This is a genomic window from Streptomyces sp. NPDC025721 (assembly GCF_055558595.1).
On sequence record NZ_JBVHMF010000003.1, the window covers coordinates 55,338 to 72,636 of the forward strand.

Below are 17,299 nucleotides of genomic sequence, written 5' to 3' on the forward strand. Positions count from 1 at the left end.
GCAGCCTATGCGCTGGGTGTGACAGCCCGGTCGGCGGCGGCGAGCAGGGCGTGGACCAGGCGCAGGTCGGTGCCGTTCTCGGGGTGCCACTGCACGCCGAGGGCGAAGCGCTCGCCGGGCGCCTCGACGGCCTCGACGGTGCCGTCGTCGGCGTGCGCGGCGGCGGTGAGGCCGTCGCCGAGGCGGTCGACGGCCTGGTGGTGGTAGGTGGGCACGTCCTGGGGGCCCGGCAGTACGCGGGCCAGCAGGGTGCCGGGCACGGGCGTGACGCGGTGCTCGCCGAAGACGCCGGGCCCGGGGGCGTGGGCGTCGTGGCCGACGCGGTCCGGCAGGTGCTGGACGAGCGTGCCGCCGTACAGCACGTTCATGAGCTGCATGCCGCGGCAGATCCCGAGGACGGGGACGGCCGCGTCCAGCGCGGCGCGCAGGACGGCCGACTCCCAGCCGTCGCGCTCCGGTGCGGGCGGCCCGGTGCGCGGGTGCCGTGGTGCGCCGTAGTGCTCGGGCGCGATGTCGGGGCCGCCCGCCACGATCACCGCGTCCATCCGCGCGACGGCCGCCGGTGCGCGCTCGGCCGCGTCGGGCGGCAGCAGGACGGCGACGGCGCCCGCGGCCTGCACCAGGCGCGGGTAGACGGCGGGCAGCAGGACGGCCGAGGTGTCCCACAGCCCCCAGCGCGCCCGCTCCAGATAGGTGGTGACCCCCACCAGCAGCGTCCTCGGCACCGTCCCCGTCCTCCCGCGTCGGCCAATGGTCCGGACTCGTACCTTAACCGGCGCGATCTTCCGCCCCGGTGCTAGGGCGTGTCCGTAAAGTCTCGTCGTCCGCCCGGAGGGCGGGGCTGGCGGTGGCTGGTGCGTGCGATCGCAAGGCGTAGGGCCGTCCTCATAGTGGGCCTATTCGGATGAGCCCGACAACGCAGCGAGCGTGCGTGCCAGGCGCCGCCAGCCAGACGAGACTTTACGGACACGCCCTAGGACAGAAAGCCCCGCAGTAGTGACGCCGTGCCCGCGAGGTGCTGCCGCATCGTCTGCCGCGCCCGCGTTTCGTCGGCGGCCAGGACGGCGGCGACCAGGGCGGCGTGCTGGCCCTGGGAGTGCTCGATGTTGCGGACCAGCATGGGGATGCCGTCCAGGAGTTGGTTGACCCGGGCGCGGACGGCGGCGTACTGGCGGGCCAGCGAGGGGGAGCCGGACAGCTCGGCTATCGCGAGGTGCAGGAGCGTGTCGGCGCGCCGGTAGTCCTCGATGGAGGCGTCCCCGGTGGCGCGCAGCCGGGCCCGCAGCAGGTCGGCGTCCGCTCCGGTGAGGCGGGCGCGGGCGCAGAGCCCGGCGGCGCCCACCTCCAGCACCTCGCGGAAGCGGAGCACGTCGTCCAGGGCCGCCGCGCCCAGACCCGCCGCGCCCAGGCCCGCCGCGTCCAGGGGCGGGCCGTCCGCGCCGGGCGGCCTCGGCCGGACGAAGGTGCCGCCCTGGCGACCGCGGCGGCTCTCGACCAGACCCTGCTCGTGCAGCACGCGCAGCGCCTCGCGCAGGGTGACCCGGCTGATCGCCAGCCGCCCGGCGAGTTCCCGTTCCGGTGGCAGCCGTCCGCCCGCGGGGACCAGGCCGAGCCGAACCACTTGGAGCAGACGTTCCACGGCCTCCTCGAAGCCATTGCCGCCGCGCACCGGGCGCAGCACCGTGTCGAGCGGATCGGCGGCCTGCGCCGGGGGCTCCGCCGGCCGCCCGGCCGCTGACCCGGCCGCCGGCTCGGCCGTCGGCTCGGCCGTCGAATCGGCCATCGGTTCCGTCATCCGCTCCGTCATGGCGAGGCCCCCTTCCCTTCAATGGTTCACAGCCATACCTTAAGTCTTCCGACCGATCCGAGAGGTTCCGCTGTGGCAGAACACACTCCAGCCCTGTCCGTCGGCGCGCTCCGCTCGCTGGTGGCGGCGGGCGAGATCCACACCGTCGTCCTGGCCTTCACCGATATGCAGGGGCGGCTCCAGGGCAAGCGGTTCGCGGCTCCGTTCTTCTTGGAGGAGGTGCTGCCGCACGGCTCGGAGGGGTGCAATTACCTGCTCGCCGTCGACATCGACCTCAATACGGTGGACGGCTACGCGATGTCGTCCTGGGAGCGGGGCTACGGCGACTTCGCGATGCGCCCCGATCCCTCGACGCTGCGCCGCGTCCCCTGGCAGGACGGCACCGCGCTGCTGCTGGCCGATCTGACGTGGGAGGACGGCAGCCCGGTCAGTGCCTCGCCGCGGCAGATCCTGCGGCAGCAGCTCGACCGGCTCGCCGGACACGGCCTGACCGCGCACGCGGGCACCGAGCTGGAGTTCCTGGTCTTCCGCGACACCTACGAGCGGGCGTGGGACAGCGGCTACCGCGGGCTGACACCGGCCAACCAGTACAACGCCGACTACTCGGTGCTGGCCACCGCCCGGGTCGAGCCGCTGCTGCGCCGCATCCGCAACGAGATGGCGGGCGCCGGGCTCGTCCCGGAGTCCGCGAAGGGCGAGTGCAACCTCGGCCAGCACGAGGTGGTGTTCCGTTACGACGAGGCGCTGACCACCTGCGACCAGCACAGCGTCTACAAGACCGGCGCCAAGGAGATCGCCTCGCAGGAGGGCATGGCGGTCACCTTCATGGCGAAGTTCAACGAGCGCGAGGGCAACTCCTGCCATATCCACCTGTCGCTGCGGGACGCGGACGGCGCCCCGGCGATGGCCGACCCCGAGGACCACTCCCCCACCGCGATGTCCCCGCTGATGCGGCACTTCCTGGCCGGACAGCTCGCCGCACTGCGGGAGTTCTCGCTGTTCTTCGCGCCGAACATCAACTCCTACAAGCGGTTCCGCCCCGGCTCCTTCGCGCCCACCGCGGTCGCCTGGGGCCGGGACAACCGCACCTGCGCGCTGCGCGTGGTCGGCCACGGCCCGTCGCTGCGGCTGGAGAACCGGGTGCCGGGCGGCGACGTGAACCCGTATCTGGCGGTCGCCGCGATGGTCGCGGCCGGACTGCACGGCGTCGAGCGGGAGTTGGAGCTGCCGGAGCCGTGTACGGGCAACGCGTACACGGAGTCGTACGAGCGGGTGCCCGGCTCGCTGCGGGAGGCCGCCGAGCTGTGGTCGGGCAGCGACCTGGCCCGTGAGGTGTTCGGCCCCGAGGTCGTCGCGCACTACGCGAACATGGCGCGGATCGAGCAGCGGCAGTTCGACACCGCGGTCACGGACTGGGAGCGGTTCCGCTCCTTCGAGCGGATGTAAGGGCGGACGGGATGCAGGAGAGCCACGACGTACTCAACCCCGCCACCGAGGAGGTCGTCGCGACGGTCGCGGCGACCTCCCCGGAGGGTGCGGACACGGCGGTCGCCGCCGCGGTGCGGGCCCAGCGGGGCTGGGCGGCGCTCGCGCCGGGTGAACGCGCCCGGCTGCTGCGGCGGTTCGCCGCCGAGGTCGACGCGCACCTGGAGGAACTGGCCGCGCTGGAGGTGCGGGAGGCGGGCCACACCGTGGGCAACGCCCGCTGGGAGGCGGGCAACGTCCGGGACCTGCTGGAGTACGCGGCGGGCGGCGTCGAGCGCCTGAGCGGCCGTCAGATCCCAGTGGCGGGCGGCCTCGACCTGACCTTCCACGAACCGCTCGGCGTGGTCGGCGTCATCGTGCCGTGGAACTTCCCGATGCCGATCGCCGCCTGGGGCTTCGCCCCCGCGCTGGCCGCGGGCAACGCCGTCGTGCTCAAGCCCGCGGAGACCACCCCGCTGACCGCCCTGCGGCTGGCCGAACTCGCCCTGGCCGCCGGGCTGCCCGAGGGCCTGTTCCAGGTGGTGCCCGGCGCGGGTCCCGTCGCCGGGGCGCGGCTGGTCGACCACCCCGACGTACGGAAGATCGTCTTCACGGGCTCCACGGCGGTCGGCAAGCGGATCATGGAGCGGTGTGCGGCCCAAGTGAAGCGGCTCACGCTGGAGTTGGGCGGCAAGAGCCCCAACGTCGTCTTCGCGGACGCCGATCTGGAGCGCGCCGCGGACCCGATGGCGTTCCTGGACAACGCGGGCCAGGACTGCTGCTCCCGCACCCGGCTGCTGGTGCAGCGCGAGGTCTACGACCGCTTCCTCGACCTGCTGGCCTCCGGCGTGCGGGCGGTGCGGGTCGGCGACCCGGCGGACCCGGCGACCGCGATGGGCCCGCTGATCTCGGCGGTCCAGCGCGAGCGGGTCCGCGGCTACGTCACGCCCGAACTACCGGTCGTGGCACGGGGTTCCGCGCCCGAGGGCCCCGGTTTCTGGTACCCGCCGACGGTGCTCGCCCCGGCCGACCCCGGCGTGCCAGCGGCCACCGAGGAGATCTTCGGCCCGGTGGCGGTCGTGCTGCCCTTCGACGACGAGGCGGACGCGCTGCGGCTGGCGAACGCGACACCGTACGGCCTGTCCGGCTCGCTGTGGACCCGCGACCTGGGCCGCGCGCTGCGGCTCGCGCGCGGTGTCGCGGCCGGGAATCTGTCCGTCAACTCGCACAGCAGTGTGCGCTATTGGACGCCCTTCGGCGGCTTCAAGCAGTCGGGGCTCGGCCGCGAGCTGGGACCCGACGCGCTCACCGCGTTCACCGAGACCAAGAACGTCTTCATCGGCACCGAGGAGTAGCAGGGTATGCCCGAGACCACAGACAGCACAGACGTGACCGGCACGGCTGCCGCCGCCGGGACGGAGCAGCCGGTCTGCCGCCGCCTCGTCGGCCGTACCGCCGTCATCACCGGCGGCGGCAGCGGCATCGGCCTGGCCACGGCGCGGCGGTTCGCCGCGGAAGGGGCCAGGGTCGTGGTCGCCGACATCGACCAGGACAGCGGGCGGGCGGCGGCCGAGGAGACCGGCGGGCTCTTCGTCGCCACCGACGTGACCGACCCGGAGCAGGTCGAGGCGCTGTTCAAGGCCGCCCACGACACCTACGGCTCGGTCGACATCGCCTTCAACAACGCGGGGATCTCACCGCCCGACGACGACTCGATCCTCACCACCGGGCTGGACGCGTGGCGCCGGGTGCAGGAGGTCAATCTGACGTCGGTCTACCTGTGCTGCAAGGCCGCGCTGCCGTACATGCGGCGGCAGGGCAAGGGGGCGATCATCAACACCGCGTCGTTCGTGGCGGTGATGGGCGCGGCCACCTCGCAGATCTCGTACACCGCGTCCAAGGGCGGGGTGCTGGCGATGACGCGGGAGCTGGGCGTGCAGTTCGCCCGCGAGGGGATCCGGGTGAACGCGCTGTGCCCCGGGCCCGTGGACACCCCGCTGCTGCGCGAGCTGTTCGCGAAGGACCCGGAGCGGGCGGCGCGGCGGCTGGTGCACATTCCGCTGGGGCGGTTCGCGGCGGCCGAGGAGATCGCCGCCGCCGTGGCGTTCCTGGCCAGCGACGACGCCGGATTCATCACCGCCGCCGAGTTCCTGGTGGACGGCGGCATCTCCGGCGCCTACGTCACGCCGCTGTAGCGGGCGGGCCGCTCGGCGGACCCGCTCAGACCAGCGTCTTCCAGTACGACCACCAGCGGGTCAGGATCAGCAGGATGAGCACCCCGTACCAGAGCACCGGCACGACCCAGTGGAACTCCAGCACGGCGGTGCGCGCACCCTCGGGCACCTTGATGATCCGGTGCTTGACGTTGTGCACCGCCGTGTACCAGAACGCGGCGATGGTCACGACCCAGGCGAGGCTGCACCACAGGCAGAGCGAGCCGATGCTGTACAGCGACTGGTACTGGAGCCAGGTGCAGAATCCGACACCGAACAGGGTGCCCGCCTGGAGGCCGAGCCAGAACCAGGGACGGTAGCGGGCGCCGGCCAGGATGCCCATCGCGACGCAGATCATGACCGGATAGGCGATCATGCCGATCATCGGGTTCGGGAAGCCGAACGCGTGGGCCTGCTCGCTCTTCATGATGTTGCCGCAGGAGATGATCGGGTTCAGGCTGCACGCGGGGGTGTAATTCGGGTCTTCCAGCAGCTTGAACTTGTCATCGGTGATCACGAACGCGGCGACCGTGCCGAGCAGGCCGCAGATCAGCAGCAGCCAGGTGTACGCGCGCCCTGCTCCGATGCCGTCGGCCGGCCGCCGCTCGTCCTCGGCGCCGCCGTCCGTACGCGTCTCGTCCAACGCGGAAGTCGTCATGATCGCCGATCTCTTAGGTCGTGGGGAGCGGGCACCCAACATTGTGCACCAGGGCGGTCAGGACTGGATAAGTCCTGCACGCCCTGGTACACGGAAGAGGGTCAAACGAGCCGCGCCTTGACGCTCGCGACCACCTCGGCGAGCGGGACCGCCGTCTGCTCGCCGCTGCCCAGGTCCTTGAGCTGGACGACGCCCTCGGCGAGGTCCCGCTCCCCCGCGACGAGCGCGAATCGGGCGCCGGAGCGGTTCGCGGACTTCATCGCGTTCTTCATGCCCTTGCCGCCGAAGGCGAAGTCCGCGGCGATCCCGGCCCTGCGCAGCGCGGTGACCGTGCCGAACAGCGCCCGCCGCGCCTCGTCGCCGAGCGGTACGGCGTAGACGTCGGTGACCGCGGGAAGGGCCAGCTCCACGCCCTCCGAGCGCAGCGCGAGCACCGTACGGTCCACGCCCAGCGCCCAGCCGACCGACGGCAGCGCGGGGCCGCCGATCATCTCGGAGAGCCCGTCGTAGCGCCCGCCGCCGCCGACCGCTGACTGCGAGCCGAGCCCGTCGTGGACGAATTCGAAGGTGGTGCGGGTGTAGTAGTCCAGGCCGCGCACCAGCCGGGGGTCGTCCTCGAAGGCCACGCCCGCCTCGGTCAGCAGCGCGCGCACCTCCTCGTGGTACGCCTTGCACGCCTCGCACAGGTGGTCGCGGATCAGCGGCGCGTCGGCGAGCTGCTTCTGTACGGAGTCGCGCTTGTCGTCGAGCACCCGCAGCGGATTGATCTCGATCCGGGCGCGGGTCTCCTCGTCCAGGTCCAGGCCGCGCAGGTAGTCCTGGAGGGCGGCCCGGTAGACCGGACGGCACTCGCGGTCGCCGAGCGAGTTGAGCAGCAGCCGGAAGTCGCGCAGCCCGAGGTCGGTGTACGCGTCCACCGCCAGGATGATCAGCTCCGCGTCGAGCAGCGGGTCCTCGGCGCCGATCGCCTCCGCGCCGACCTGCGAGAAGTGCCGGTAGCGGCCCGCCTGCGGGCGCTCGTAGCGGTAGTAGGAGCCGGAGTACCAGAGCTTGACCGGCAGATTCCCCGTCTTGTGCAGATTGGCCTGGAGGGCCGCGCGCAGGACGGAGGCGGTGCCCTCGGGGCGCAGCGCGAGTTCGCTGCCGCCCTTGGTGGTGAGGGTGTACATCTCCTTGGTCACGATGTCGGTGGACTCCCCGACACCGCGGGAGAACAGTTCGACGTTCTCGAAACCGGGGGTCTCGACATAGCCGTAACCGGCCCGGCGGGCGGGCGCGGCGATGGCCTCGCGCACCGCGAGGAACACCGCGGAGTCGGGCGGCAGCAGGTCGTAGGTGCCCTTGGGGGCCTGGAAGGCGCGTACGGCGGAACTCACTGAATCCGTCACAATCCTCGTCGCGGAGCCGGGTCTCCGGCTCCTGGGCCGCGGGCCACCTCACCCAGGTAGGGGTTGGCGGCGCGCTCGCGGCCGATGGTCGTCTGGGGGCCGTGGCCGGAGAGCACCACGGTCGAGTCGTCGAGCGGCAGGCACACACGCGCCAGCGACTCGTACAGCTCGGCCATGGAGCCGCCGGGCAGGTCGGTGCGTCCGACGGAGCCGGCGAAGAGCAGGTCGCCGGAGAACAGCACCGACGGGATGTCGGCGGTCTCGGGCAGCCTGAACGTCACCGACCCCCTGGTATGGCCGGGCGCGTGCGCGACGGAGAACTCCAGACCCGCCACCGTCAGCGCGGCGCCGTCGGCCAGTTCCTTGACGTCGTCGGGCTCGCCGATGGTCAGCTCCCCCATCAGCGGCTGCCCGATGGCGCGGCCGAGCGCCTTCTCGGGGTCGCTGAGCATGTACCGGTCCTCGGGGTGGATCCAGGCGGGCACGTCGTGCGCGCCGCAGACCGGTACGACGGAGGCGACATGGTCGATGTGGCCGTGGCTGAGGATGACGGCGACGGGCTTCAGTCGGTGCTTGGCGAGCGTGTCCTCGACGCCCTGGACCGCGAGGTGGCCCGGGTCGACGATCACGCACTCCTCACCCGCGGCGGGAGCGACCACATAACAATTGGTGCCCCAGGCCCCGGCGGGGAACCCGGCAATGAGCACGTTCGTCCTTCTGTCGTCCGCGGTGTCGGCCGCGGGAGATATCGGCCGTTCACGAGCCTACCGGCCGCCGTACCGCCGCAGCGAACTCGTATTGTGCCCTCATCGGACCGCGTGCGGACTGGACGGGGGACGCGCATGCCGCGAAGATCTGCGGCACGCGTATTCGCGTTCGAGCGCACCGCGGCACGCGGCCTGCCGACAGGTCGTGGACAGCGGAAACACAGTCATCGCACAGCACTCACGAGACACGACCGGGAGACGGCGAAGTGGTCACCAAGGATCAGCGGCGGCGGCAGCTCGCCCGGGAGAAGTTCGAGCGGCAGCAGCAGCGGCGGGTGCAGATGCGCCGCAAGTCGCGGACGCGCAACTCGGTGATCGCCGCCGTGCTCGCCGTGGTCGTCATCGGCGGCGGTTCCGCCTGGGGCCTGGGCGCCTTCGACAGCAGCGGCAAGAAGAAGTCCACGGACGACGCGGCGGCCAACGCCAGCGCGTCGCCGTCGGCGACCCCCTCGAAGGCGCCGGACCCGTGCGGCAAGGCGGACGCGGGCGCGCCGGGCACGGAGCAGTGGAAGACCGAGCCGAAGATGGCGATCGACAAGAGCGCGAAGTACACCTTCACGCTCCAGACGACCTGCGGCTCGATCCCGATCGCGCTGGACGCGGCGAAGGCCCCCGACACCACGAACTCCTTCAAGTTCCTCGCGGACAAGGGCTTCTTCGACCACACCAAGTGCCACCGGCTGACCACCGAGGGCATCTTCGTCCTCCAGTGCGGCGACCCGACCGCGCAGGGCAACGGCGGCCCCGGCTACACGATCCCGGACGAGAATCTGACGGCGTTCGGCAAGGCCGACGCGCAGAAGACCGTGACGTACCCGGCGGGCACCGTGGCCATGGCCAACACCGGCCAGGCGCACACCGGCGGCAGCCAGTTCTTCCTGGTCTACAAGGACAGCCCGCTGGCTCCGAGCTACACGCCGTTCGGCACGATCGACGCCGCCGGTATGAAGGTGCTCGACAAAATCGCCGCCGCGGGCGCCCAGCCCGCCGACCAGACGACGGGCAACACCGCGCCGAACGCGACCGTGGTGATCAACAAGGCGACCGTCAGCAAATCCTGATTGGGCCCGCATCGGATGCGGACAGCCGGGGTGCTGGTCGCCTATGTTGGCGTTGGACCGGTCAGGGCGTGCGGCCCAACCGGTGAAATTCTGTGGAAGATGTCCGGCCGTGAGCCGGCCGGGCATCACGTGGAGGAGGCGCTGTGAGCAGCGACCCGTGGGGCCGCGTCGATGAGACGGGGACCGTGTACGTGCGTACGGCCGACGGGGAGAAGGAGGTCGGTTCGTGGCAGGCGGGTTCTCCTGAGGAGGCGCTCGCCTACTTCGAGCGCAAGTACGAAGGACTCGTCGTGGAGATCGGCCTCCTCGAACGACGGGTGCGGACCACCGATCTCGCGCCCAAGGACGCGCTGGCCGCGATCGAGCACCTGCGCGTCTCGGTGACCGAGGCGCACGCGGTGGGCGACCTGGCGGCGCTGGGCGAACGGCTCGACGCGCTGGTCGCGCTGGTGGACTCCCGGCGCGAGGAGCGCAAGGCGGCCAGGGCGAAGCAGAGCGAAGAGGCGAAGGTCGCCAAGGAGCAGCTTGTCGCGGAGGCCGAGCAGCTCGCCGAGAGCGAGCAGTGGCGGACCGCGGGCGAGCGGCTGCGCGCCCTGGTCGACACCTGGAAGGGCCTGCCGCGACTCGACCGCAAGGCGGACGACGAGCTGTGGCACCGCTTCAGCCACGCCCGTTCGGTGTTCTCCAAGCGCCGCAAGGCGCACTTCGCGTCGCTCGACGCGCAGCGCGAGGAGGCCAGGCGGACGAAGGAGAAGCTGGTCACCGAGGCGCAGTCGCTGTCGAACTCGACGGACTGGGGGCCCACCGCGGCCCGCTACCGCGAGCTGATGACGGAGTGGAAGGCGGCCGGGCGTGCGCAGCGCGAGGCCGAGGACGATCTGTGGAACCGCTTCCGCGGCGCCCAGGACGTCTTCTTCGCCGCCCGCTCCGAGGTGTTCGCCGAGCGGGACACCGAGCAGCGCGACAACCTCGCGCTCAAGGAGGAGCTGGTCGTCGAGGCCGAGAAGCTGCTCCCGGTGACCGAGCTGAAGTCGGCGCGTGCCGCCTTCCGCTCGCTCAACGAGCGCTGGGAGGCCATCGGGCACGTGCCGCGGGACGCGCGTCCGCGGATCGAGGCCCGCATGCACGCGGTGGAGCGTGCGCTGGCCGAGTCCGAGGAAGCCGAGTGGCGGCGCACCAACCCCGAGGTCCGGGCGCGGGCGGCCGGTCTCACCGGTCAGCTCCAGGCGGCGGTCGAGAAGCTCCAGAAGCAGATCGACGCGGCGCGCTCCGCGGGGAACACCGCGAAGGCGGACAAGCTCCAGTCGGAGCTTGACGGGCGTCAGGCGCTGCTGGACGCGGCCCTGAAGGGCATGGGCGAGTTCGGCGGCTGACCGGCCGCTCGCACGCCCGACGGCCCCGGCACTCACCATGAGTGCCGGGGCCGTCGGGCGTCCGCGGGCCGGTGGTGGGTCGTGCCCGCCCGCCCGCGGCCTCGCTTACCTCTGGCGGCCCGAGGTCACCCGGTAGACGTCGTAGACGCCCTCCACGCCGCGTACCGCCTTCAGGACGTGGCCCAGGTGCTTCGGGTCGCCCATCTCGAAGGTGAAGCGGGAGGTGGCGACGCGGTCGCGGGAGGTCTGGACGGCCGCGGACAGGATGTTGACGTGCTGGTCGGACAGCACGCGGGTGACGTCCGAGAGCAGCCGGGACCGGTCGAGGGCCTCGACCTGGATGGCGACCAGGAAGACCGACGACTGGGTGGGCGCCCACTCGACCTCGATCATCCGCTCGGGCTGCTGCGAGAGCGAGTCCACGTTGACGCAGTCGGCGCGGTGCACCGAGACGCCGTTGCCGCGGGTGACGAAGCCGATGATCGGGTCGCCCGGCACCGGGGTGCAGCAGCGGGAGAGCTTGACCCAGACGTCGCTGGCGCCCTTGACGATGACACCGGGGTCGGCGTTGGCCCGCCGCTTGGTGCGCCCCTGTGTGGGGGTGGTGATCTCCGCGATGTCCTCGGTGGCGCCCTCTTCGCCGCCGAGCGCGTCGACCAGCTTCTGCACGACGGACTGCGCGGTGATGTGCCCCTCGCCGATCGCCGCGTAGAGCGCGGAGATGTCGGGGTAGCGCATCTCGTGCGCGAGGGTGACCAGCGAGTCACCCGTGAGCACCCGCTGGATCGGCAGATTCTGCTTGCGCATCGCGCGGGCGATGGCTTCCTTGCCCTGCTCGACCGCTTCCTCGCGGCGCTCCTTGGAGAACCACGCGCGGATCTTGTTGCGCGCCCGCGGCGACTTGACGAAGCCCAGCCAGTCGCGGGACGGCCCGGCTCCCGCGGCCTTGGAGGTGAAGACCTCGACGGTGTCGCCGTTGTCGAGCGTCGACTCCAGCGGTACGAGGCGGCCGTTGACGCGGGCGCCTATGGTCCGGTGGCCGACCTCGGTGTGCACGGCGTACGCGAAGTCCACCGGGGTGGCGCCCGCGGGCAGCGCTATCACGTCGCCCTTGGGTGTGAAGACGAAGACCTCGCTCTGCGAGAGGTCGAAGCGCAGCGACTCCAGGAACTCGCCGGGGTCCTCGGTCTCCTTCTGCCAGTCCAGGAGCTGGCGCAGCCACGCCATGTCGTTGACCGCGTCGTCCTTCTTGTCGGACCGCGGGCTGTCGGTGCGCACCTTGGAGGCGCCCGCCACCGCCTCCTGCTTGTACTTCCAGTGCGCGGCGATGCCGTACTCGGCGCGGCGGTGCATGTCGAAGGTACGGATCTGCAGTTCGACGGGCTTGCCGCTGGGCCCGATGACCGTCGTGTGCAGCGACTGGTACATGTTGAACTTGGGCATCGCGATGTAGTCCTTGAACCGGCCGGGGACCGGATTCCATCGCGCGTGGATGGTGCCGAGCGCCGCGTAGCAGTCGCGGACGGTGTCGACCAGGACGCGGATGCCCACCAGGTCGTAGATCTCCGCGAAGTCCCGGCCGCGGACGATCATCTTCTGGTAGACGCTGTAGTAGTGCTTCGGGCGGCCGGTGACGGTGGCCTTGATCCGGGCGGCGCGCAGGTCCTGCTGGACCTGGTCGGTGACCACGGCGAGGTATTCGTCGCGCTTGGGGGCGCGCTCGGCGACCAGCCGGACGATCTCGTCGTACATCTTGGGGTAGAGGATCGCGAAGGCGAGGTCCTCCAGTTCCCACTTGATGGTGTTCATGCCCAGCCGGTGCGCCAGCGGGGCGTAGATCTCCAGCGTCTCGCGGGCCTTCTTCTCCTGCTTCTCGCGCTTGAGATAGCGCATCGTGCGCATATTGTGCAGCCGGTCGGCGAGCTTGATCACCAGGACGCGGGGGTCCTTGGCCATCGCGACGACCATCTTGCGCACGGTCTCGGCCTGCGCGGCCTCGCCGAATTTGACCTTGTCGAGCTTGGTGACGCCGTCGACCAGCAGCGCCACCTGGTCGCCGAAGTCGCGGCGCAGCGCGTCCAGGCCGTACTCGGTGTCCTCGACGGTGTCGTGCAGCAGCCCGGCCATCAAGGTGGCGGGGTCCATGCCCAGTTCGGCGAGGATCGTGGTGACGGCCAGCGGGTGCGTGATGTACGGGTCGCCGCTCTTGCGCTTCTGGCCGCGGTGCCAGCGCTCGGCGACCTGGTAGGCCCGCTCGATCTGCCGGAGCTGGGCGCTGTCGCCCTTCGGGTCGTTGCCCCGCACCACGCGCAGCAGCGGTTCGAGCACCGGGTTGTACGGGCTGGAGCGCTGCACGCCGAGCCGGGCGAGGCGGGCGCGGACGCGGCTGGAGGAGGCCCCGGGACGCGTCGGCGCGACGCTGCCGGGCGTACGCACCGGGCGTACGGCGGGCGCGGCCGGTTCTGGCGCGACGGGCTTGGCGGGCGCGGGAGCGGGGGTGGGTGCGGCGGTCCGGCTGTCGGCGGACGTCCCCGTGCCACCCGCGGCCGGTTCCTTCCCGCCCGCGGCGTCGAGTGGCTGGGCCTGGTCTGGCAAGAGCACTCCTCACGCGGGGTAGAAGTTCCATGGTATCGACCTGCGGCGAGAGGCGGGCGCCCGAGCCTGCCGGGCGCCCGCCTCAGGGCCCCGTACGGGCCTCGCGTACGCCGTACGGGGCCGCAGGACGCTCGTAGGAGGCCGCAACCGGGCCCCGCGACCCGAATGGCGTACGAGAGCCCGTACGCGGCCCGAGAGCCCGTACGCGGCCCGGAGCGCGTCAGATCGCGACGAGGGTGTCCAGGGGGGCGTCTCCCAGGACCCGGGCCAGCCGCGCCCGGCCCCCGAGGAAGCCCAGCTCCAGCAGGACGGCCACGCCCGCGACGGTCGCGCCGGTCCGCCGGATCAGCTCAAGCGAGGCTTCCGCGGTGCCGCCGGTGGCCAGGACGTCGTCGATCACCAGGACGCGGTCGCCCTCGGCGAAGGCGTCGACCTGCACCTCGATCTCGGCGGTGCCGTACTCCAGGTCGTACGACTGCGCCAGGGTCTTTCCGGGCAGTTTGCCCGCCTTGCGGACCGGGACGAAGCCGAGGCCCGCGCGGGCGGCGGCCGGGGCGGCGAGGATGAAGCCGCGGGCTTCGAGGCCGACGACCTTGGTGGCGCCGTGCCGCGCGCACAGGGCGGCGAGCGCGTCCACCAGGGCGCTGAAGGCGACGGGGTCGGCCAGCAGCGGGGTGATGTCCTTGAAGATCACGCCGGGCTGGGGGTAGTCCGGTACGTCGCGGATGCGGCCGAGCAGCAGTTCCCTGAGCTCGGCGGAGGCTGCGTCCGTGGTGGTCATCGCGCTACTTTCGTCGGTTCATGTCGCGTCGGTCCATGACGTGCTTGTCGTTCCACGGCGCTTCGGGCCGTGGAGCGCTCGTCGGTCGACGAGGGTCGGTCGATGTGGGTCGGGAAACGGAAAATCGCCGCCGCCCGGTCGGTGTCGACCGGGCGGCGGCGATTCACGGTCAGCGCCGCTTGCCCGAGGGGCGGTTGCGGCCACCGCGGGTGCCGCGGTTGGCGGACGCGCCGCGCGTGCCGCCGGAACGGCTGCCCGGGGCGGTGCCCTGGGCCCGCGGGCCCACCACACCGGCGCCGGCCGCTGCGGCTTCCGCCTGGTCGTCGTCGTCCCCGTCCCCGTCCTCGGGGTCGGCGGGCTCCTCGCCGCGGGCGGCCGCCTCGGCGGCCTTCGTGGCGTCGGAGGCCCGGCGGGCGAGCACCCGCTTGCGGACCTGCTTCATCGCCGGGTCGCGCTCCTTGAGGTCCGCGACGATCGGGGTCGCGATGAAGATCGAGGAGTACGCACCGGCGGTGAGGCCGACGAACAGCGCGAGCGCGATGTCGTTGAGCATGCCCGCGCCGAGGATGCCGCCACCGATGAAGAGCAGCGCGCCGACCGGCAGCAGGGCGACGACCGTGGTGTTGATCGACCGCACCAGGGTGCCGTTGAGGCTGCGGTTGGCGATCTCGCTGTAGGTGTACCTGTTCTGCTTGGTGATGTCCTTGGTGGACTCCTTCAGACCGTCGAAGACGACGACGGTGTCGTAGAGGGAGTAACCGAGGATGGTGAGCAGACCGATCACCGTGCCCGGTGTGACCTCGAAGCCCACGATGGCGTAGACACCGACCGTGATCGTGAGGTCGTGGAGCAGGGCGATCAGTGCCGCGACGGCCTTGCGCCATTCGAAGGCGATGGCCAGATAGGCGACCACCAGCACCAGGAAGATGATCAGACCCTGAAGGGCCTTGTGGGAGATCTCCTTGCCCCAGCTCGGACCGACGATCTGCGCGTCGATGTCCTTGAGCGGGATGCCCAGTTCCTTGGAGATGTTCTGCTGGACGGACTTGGACGCCTCGGTGGAGATGTCGCTGACCTGGATGCGGAGCTTTCCGCTGCCCAGCTTCTGGATCGTCGCGTCGTGGCCGGCGGTGTGGCCCTCGATCTTGCTCTGCGCGTCCGCGACCGAGATGGAGGTCTTGGCCGTGGTGAAGTCCGCGCCGCCGGAGAACTCGATGCCGAGCTTGAGGCCGTTGACCACCAGGCCGACCGCGGCGACGACCGTGATCAGGATCGATACGCCGTACCAGATCTTGCGGTGGCCGACGAAGTCGTACGCGATCTCGCCGCGGTGCAGCCGGTGACCGAGATTGCTGAGCTTGGACATCAGGCTTCCTTCGTCTCGGTGGGCCGGTTGTGGCGGACGCTCCGACGCAGCGGCGCCTTCACGCCGAGCGCCTTGGGATCGAGACCGGACCACCTGTGGCCCTGAGCGAAGAACGGGCGACGGGCGAGGATCGTCATCAGCGGCTTGGTGAACAAGAACACCACGACGACGTCGAGCACGGTGGTGAGACCGAGCGTGAACGCGAAGCCCTGGACCTTGCCGACCGTCACGGTGAACAGCACGGCGGCGGCGAGGAAGGACACGAAGTCCGACACCAGGATGGTGCGCCGGGCGCGCGGCCAGCCGCGGGCGACCGCGGGTTGCAGCGAGCGGCCCTCACGGAGCTCGTCCCTGATCCGTTCGAAGAAGACGATGAACGAGTCGGCGGTGATACCGATGGCGACGATGGCACCACAGACCGCGGGCAGGTTCAGGGCGAAGCCGATCGCCTCACCGAGCAGACACATGATCGTGTAGGTGAGCGCGCCCGAGACCACGAGGCTCGCGAGCGCCACCAGGCTCAGTCCGCGGTAGTAGGCGAACATGTAGAGCACGACCAGGACGAGGCCGACGGCGCCGGCGATCAGACCGCCGCGGAGCTGCTCGCCGCCGAGGGCGGGAGAGACCGTGGTCGTGTCCTGGATGGAGAACGCCAGGGGCAGCGAGCCGTACTTCAGCACGTTCGCCAGGTCCTCGGCGGACTTCTGGGTGAAGCTGCCGGAGATCTGGGCGCTGCCGCCGGGCAGGGCCTGGGAGACCGACGGGGCCGAGACGACGTTGCCGTCCAGGTCGATCGCGAACTGGTTGTTCGGCTGGGCCTGGGAGGCGAGGTCGCCGGTGACCTTGGTGAACTGGCTGGCGCCCTTGGAGTCGAACGTCAGGTTGACGACCCAGCCGTTGCCCTGCTGCGAGTCGAAGTTCGCGCTGGCGCCGGAGACGCGCTTGCCGTCGATCAGCGTCGGGCCGAGCGCGTACTTGATCCACTGGTTGCCCTGCTGACCGCAGGCGACGACCTTGTCACCGGGCTTGGTGCCCTTGCTGGCCGCGGTGCGCTGCGTGGGGTCGGTGCAGTCGAGCTTGTCGAGCTTCGCCTGGAGGTCGGCGGGGATCGACAGGTCGGCGGCGCCCGTGCCGGGCGTGGTCGCCGGGTTGCTGGGCGTCGCGGTGGGCGTCGGTGTCGGCGCCTTGTTCACACTCGACTTCAGCGCGTCGGTGACGGCGCGGCCCTGCGGACTGGACGTGGTGCTCCCGGTGGCCTTCGGGGTGCCAGTCGCGCTGGGCGTGCCGCTCGGCTTCGGCGTCGTACCGCCGGAGGCCGAGGGGCTGGCCGAGGGCTTGGGCGCGGCCGTGGCCGGGTTGCCGTCCGCGGCGGTCAGCACCTGGCGGAAGGCGAGCTGCGCGGTGGTGCCCACCTGCTGCTCGGCCTGGGCGGCGTTGGTGCCCTTGGGGATGTTGACGATGATGTTGTTCGATCCCTGGGTCTGCACCTCCGCCTCGGAGACACCGAGTCCGTTGACACGGCGGTTGATGATGCTGACCGCCGTGTTCATATTGGACTTGGTGACCGCGTTCCCCTGGTCCGCCTTGGCGGTCAGCGTGATGCTGACACCGCCGGCCAGGTCGATGCCCAGTCGGGGAGTGGTGTTGCCGGAGAGGAACATTCCTCCGGTCAGCGCCACCAGGGCGATCACGATCACGGCCAGAGCGCGCCCGGGGTATCCCTGACTCCCCGGGGACGGCCTGCGGCCCTTGTTGGCTGCTGCCACCTTCTTGATTCTCCCTGTCCTACCGCCCCTGAGCCTGCACGCTCATGGGGTGGCCACGAA

The 17,299-nt window shown here is 71.3% G+C and carries 14 protein-coding genes; 5 read left to right on the forward strand and 9 right to left on the reverse strand.

Annotated elements, in window-relative coordinates; genetic code table 11:
- Positions 1-5: 5 nt before the first annotated feature.
- A complete protein-coding gene (locus ACZ4EF_RS06620) occupies positions 6-725 on the reverse strand; it encodes a gamma-glutamyl-gamma-aminobutyrate hydrolase family protein (RefSeq protein ID WP_467503121.1) in 720 nt (239 codons plus the stop codon).
- Positions 726-973: 248 nt separating this feature from the next.
- Positions 974-1,783 (reverse strand): FadR/GntR family transcriptional regulator, encoded by an 810-nt coding sequence (locus ACZ4EF_RS06625; protein ID WP_467503384.1) that lies wholly within the window; start codon positions 1,781-1,783, stop codon positions 974-976.
- Positions 1,784-1,879: 96 nt separating this feature from the next.
- On the opposite strand from ACZ4EF_RS06625, the gene ACZ4EF_RS06630 reads away from it, so the two are divergent.
- From ACZ4EF_RS06630 to ACZ4EF_RS06640, 3 genes are read left to right on the forward strand one after another with little or no spacing between them, the layout of a single operon-like run.
- Positions 1,880-3,253: a glutamine synthetase family protein gene (locus tag ACZ4EF_RS06630; RefSeq protein ID WP_355332496.1), complete on the forward strand. Its 1,374-nt coding sequence runs from the start codon at positions 1,880-1,882 to the stop codon at positions 3,251-3,253.
- Between the two features lie 11 nt (positions 3,254-3,264).
- Complete coding sequence (locus ACZ4EF_RS06635) at positions 3,265-4,626, forward strand: aldehyde dehydrogenase family protein (RefSeq protein ID WP_467503124.1); 1,362 nt, start codon at positions 3,265-3,267, stop codon at positions 4,624-4,626.
- A gap of 6 nt (positions 4,627-4,632) precedes the next feature.
- Positions 4,633-5,466 carry a 3-oxoacyl-ACP reductase gene (locus ACZ4EF_RS06640; protein ID WP_355332501.1) on the forward strand — a complete coding sequence of 278 codons (834 nt, stop codon included), beginning with the start codon at positions 4,633-4,635 and terminating at the stop codon, positions 5,464-5,466.
- A 25-nt stretch (positions 5,467-5,491) separates the two neighbouring features.
- On the opposite strand, the gene ACZ4EF_RS06645 is transcribed toward ACZ4EF_RS06640, so the two are convergent.
- The 3 genes from ACZ4EF_RS06645 to ACZ4EF_RS06655 form a co-directional block, all read right to left on the reverse strand.
- Entirely contained in the window at positions 5,492-6,142 is a 651-nt protein-coding gene (locus ACZ4EF_RS06645; RefSeq protein WP_355332503.1) for a vitamin K epoxide reductase family protein, read from the reverse strand.
- A gap of 101 nt (positions 6,143-6,243) precedes the next feature.
- A complete protein-coding gene (gene hisS / locus ACZ4EF_RS06650; protein WP_401721480.1) occupies positions 6,244-7,518 on the reverse strand; it encodes a histidine--tRNA ligase in 1,275 nt (424 codons plus the stop codon).
- Between the two features lie 8 nt (positions 7,519-7,526).
- Positions 7,527-8,237 carry an MBL fold metallo-hydrolase gene (locus ACZ4EF_RS06655; RefSeq protein ID WP_391046608.1) on the reverse strand — a complete coding sequence of 237 codons (711 nt, stop codon included), beginning with the start codon at positions 8,235-8,237 and terminating at the stop codon, positions 7,527-7,529.
- Positions 8,238-8,503: 266 nt separating this feature from the next.
- On the opposite strand from ACZ4EF_RS06655, the gene ACZ4EF_RS06660 reads away from it, so the two are divergent.
- Positions 8,504-9,358 carry a peptidylprolyl isomerase gene (locus tag ACZ4EF_RS06660; protein ID WP_355332507.1) on the forward strand — a complete coding sequence of 285 codons (855 nt, stop codon included), beginning with the start codon at positions 8,504-8,506 and terminating at the stop codon, positions 9,356-9,358.
- A gap of 143 nt (positions 9,359-9,501) precedes the next feature.
- A complete protein-coding gene (locus ACZ4EF_RS06665; protein WP_188285205.1) occupies positions 9,502-10,731 on the forward strand; it encodes a DUF349 domain-containing protein in 1,230 nt (409 codons plus the stop codon).
- Positions 10,732-10,836: 105 nt separating this feature from the next.
- On the opposite strand, the gene ACZ4EF_RS06670 is transcribed toward ACZ4EF_RS06665, so the two are convergent.
- The 4 genes from ACZ4EF_RS06670 to secD all read right to left on the reverse strand — a co-directional run bounded on the left by ACZ4EF_RS06670 (position 10,837) and on the right by secD (position 17,239).
- Positions 10,837-13,326 (reverse strand): RelA/SpoT family protein, encoded by a 2,490-nt coding sequence (locus ACZ4EF_RS06670; protein ID WP_391046604.1) that lies wholly within the window; start codon positions 13,324-13,326, stop codon positions 10,837-10,839.
- A 220-nt stretch (positions 13,327-13,546) separates the two neighbouring features.
- A complete protein-coding gene (locus ACZ4EF_RS06675) occupies positions 13,547-14,107 on the reverse strand; it encodes an adenine phosphoribosyltransferase (RefSeq protein ID WP_355332509.1) in 561 nt (186 codons plus the stop codon).
- A gap of 169 nt (positions 14,108-14,276) precedes the next feature.
- Entirely contained in the window at positions 14,277-15,473 is a 1,197-nt protein-coding gene (secF, locus tag ACZ4EF_RS06680; RefSeq protein ID WP_355332512.1) for a protein translocase subunit SecF, read from the reverse strand.
- Complete coding sequence (gene secD / locus ACZ4EF_RS06685; protein ID WP_355332515.1) at positions 15,473-17,239, reverse strand: protein translocase subunit SecD; 1,767 nt, start codon at positions 17,237-17,239, stop codon at positions 15,473-15,475. Before secD ends, secF begins: the two co-directional genes overlap by 1 nt.
- Positions 17,240-17,299: the final 60 nt, after the last annotated feature.

Coding starts and splice junctions, on each gene's coding strand:
- secF (WP_355332512.1), bottom strand. CDS start 15,473: ATGTCCAAGCTCAGCAATCTCGGTCACCGGCTGCACCGCGGCGAGATC.
- ACZ4EF_RS06635 (WP_467503124.1), top strand. CDS start 3,265: ATGCAGGAGAGCCACGACGTACTCAACCCCGCCACCGAGGAGGTCGTC.
- ACZ4EF_RS06640 (WP_355332501.1), top strand. CDS start 4,633: ATGCCCGAGACCACAGACAGCACAGACGTGACCGGCACGGCTGCCGCC.
- ACZ4EF_RS06625 (WP_467503384.1), bottom strand. CDS start 1,783: ATGGCCGATTCGACGGCCGAGCCGACGGCCGAGCCGGCGGCCGGGTCA.
- ACZ4EF_RS06675 (WP_355332509.1), bottom strand. CDS start 14,107: ATGACCACCACGGACGCAGCCTCCGCCGAGCTCAGGGAACTGCTGCTC.
- ACZ4EF_RS06645 (WP_355332503.1), bottom strand. CDS start 6,142: ATGACGACTTCCGCGTTGGACGAGACGCGTACGGACGGCGGCGCCGAG.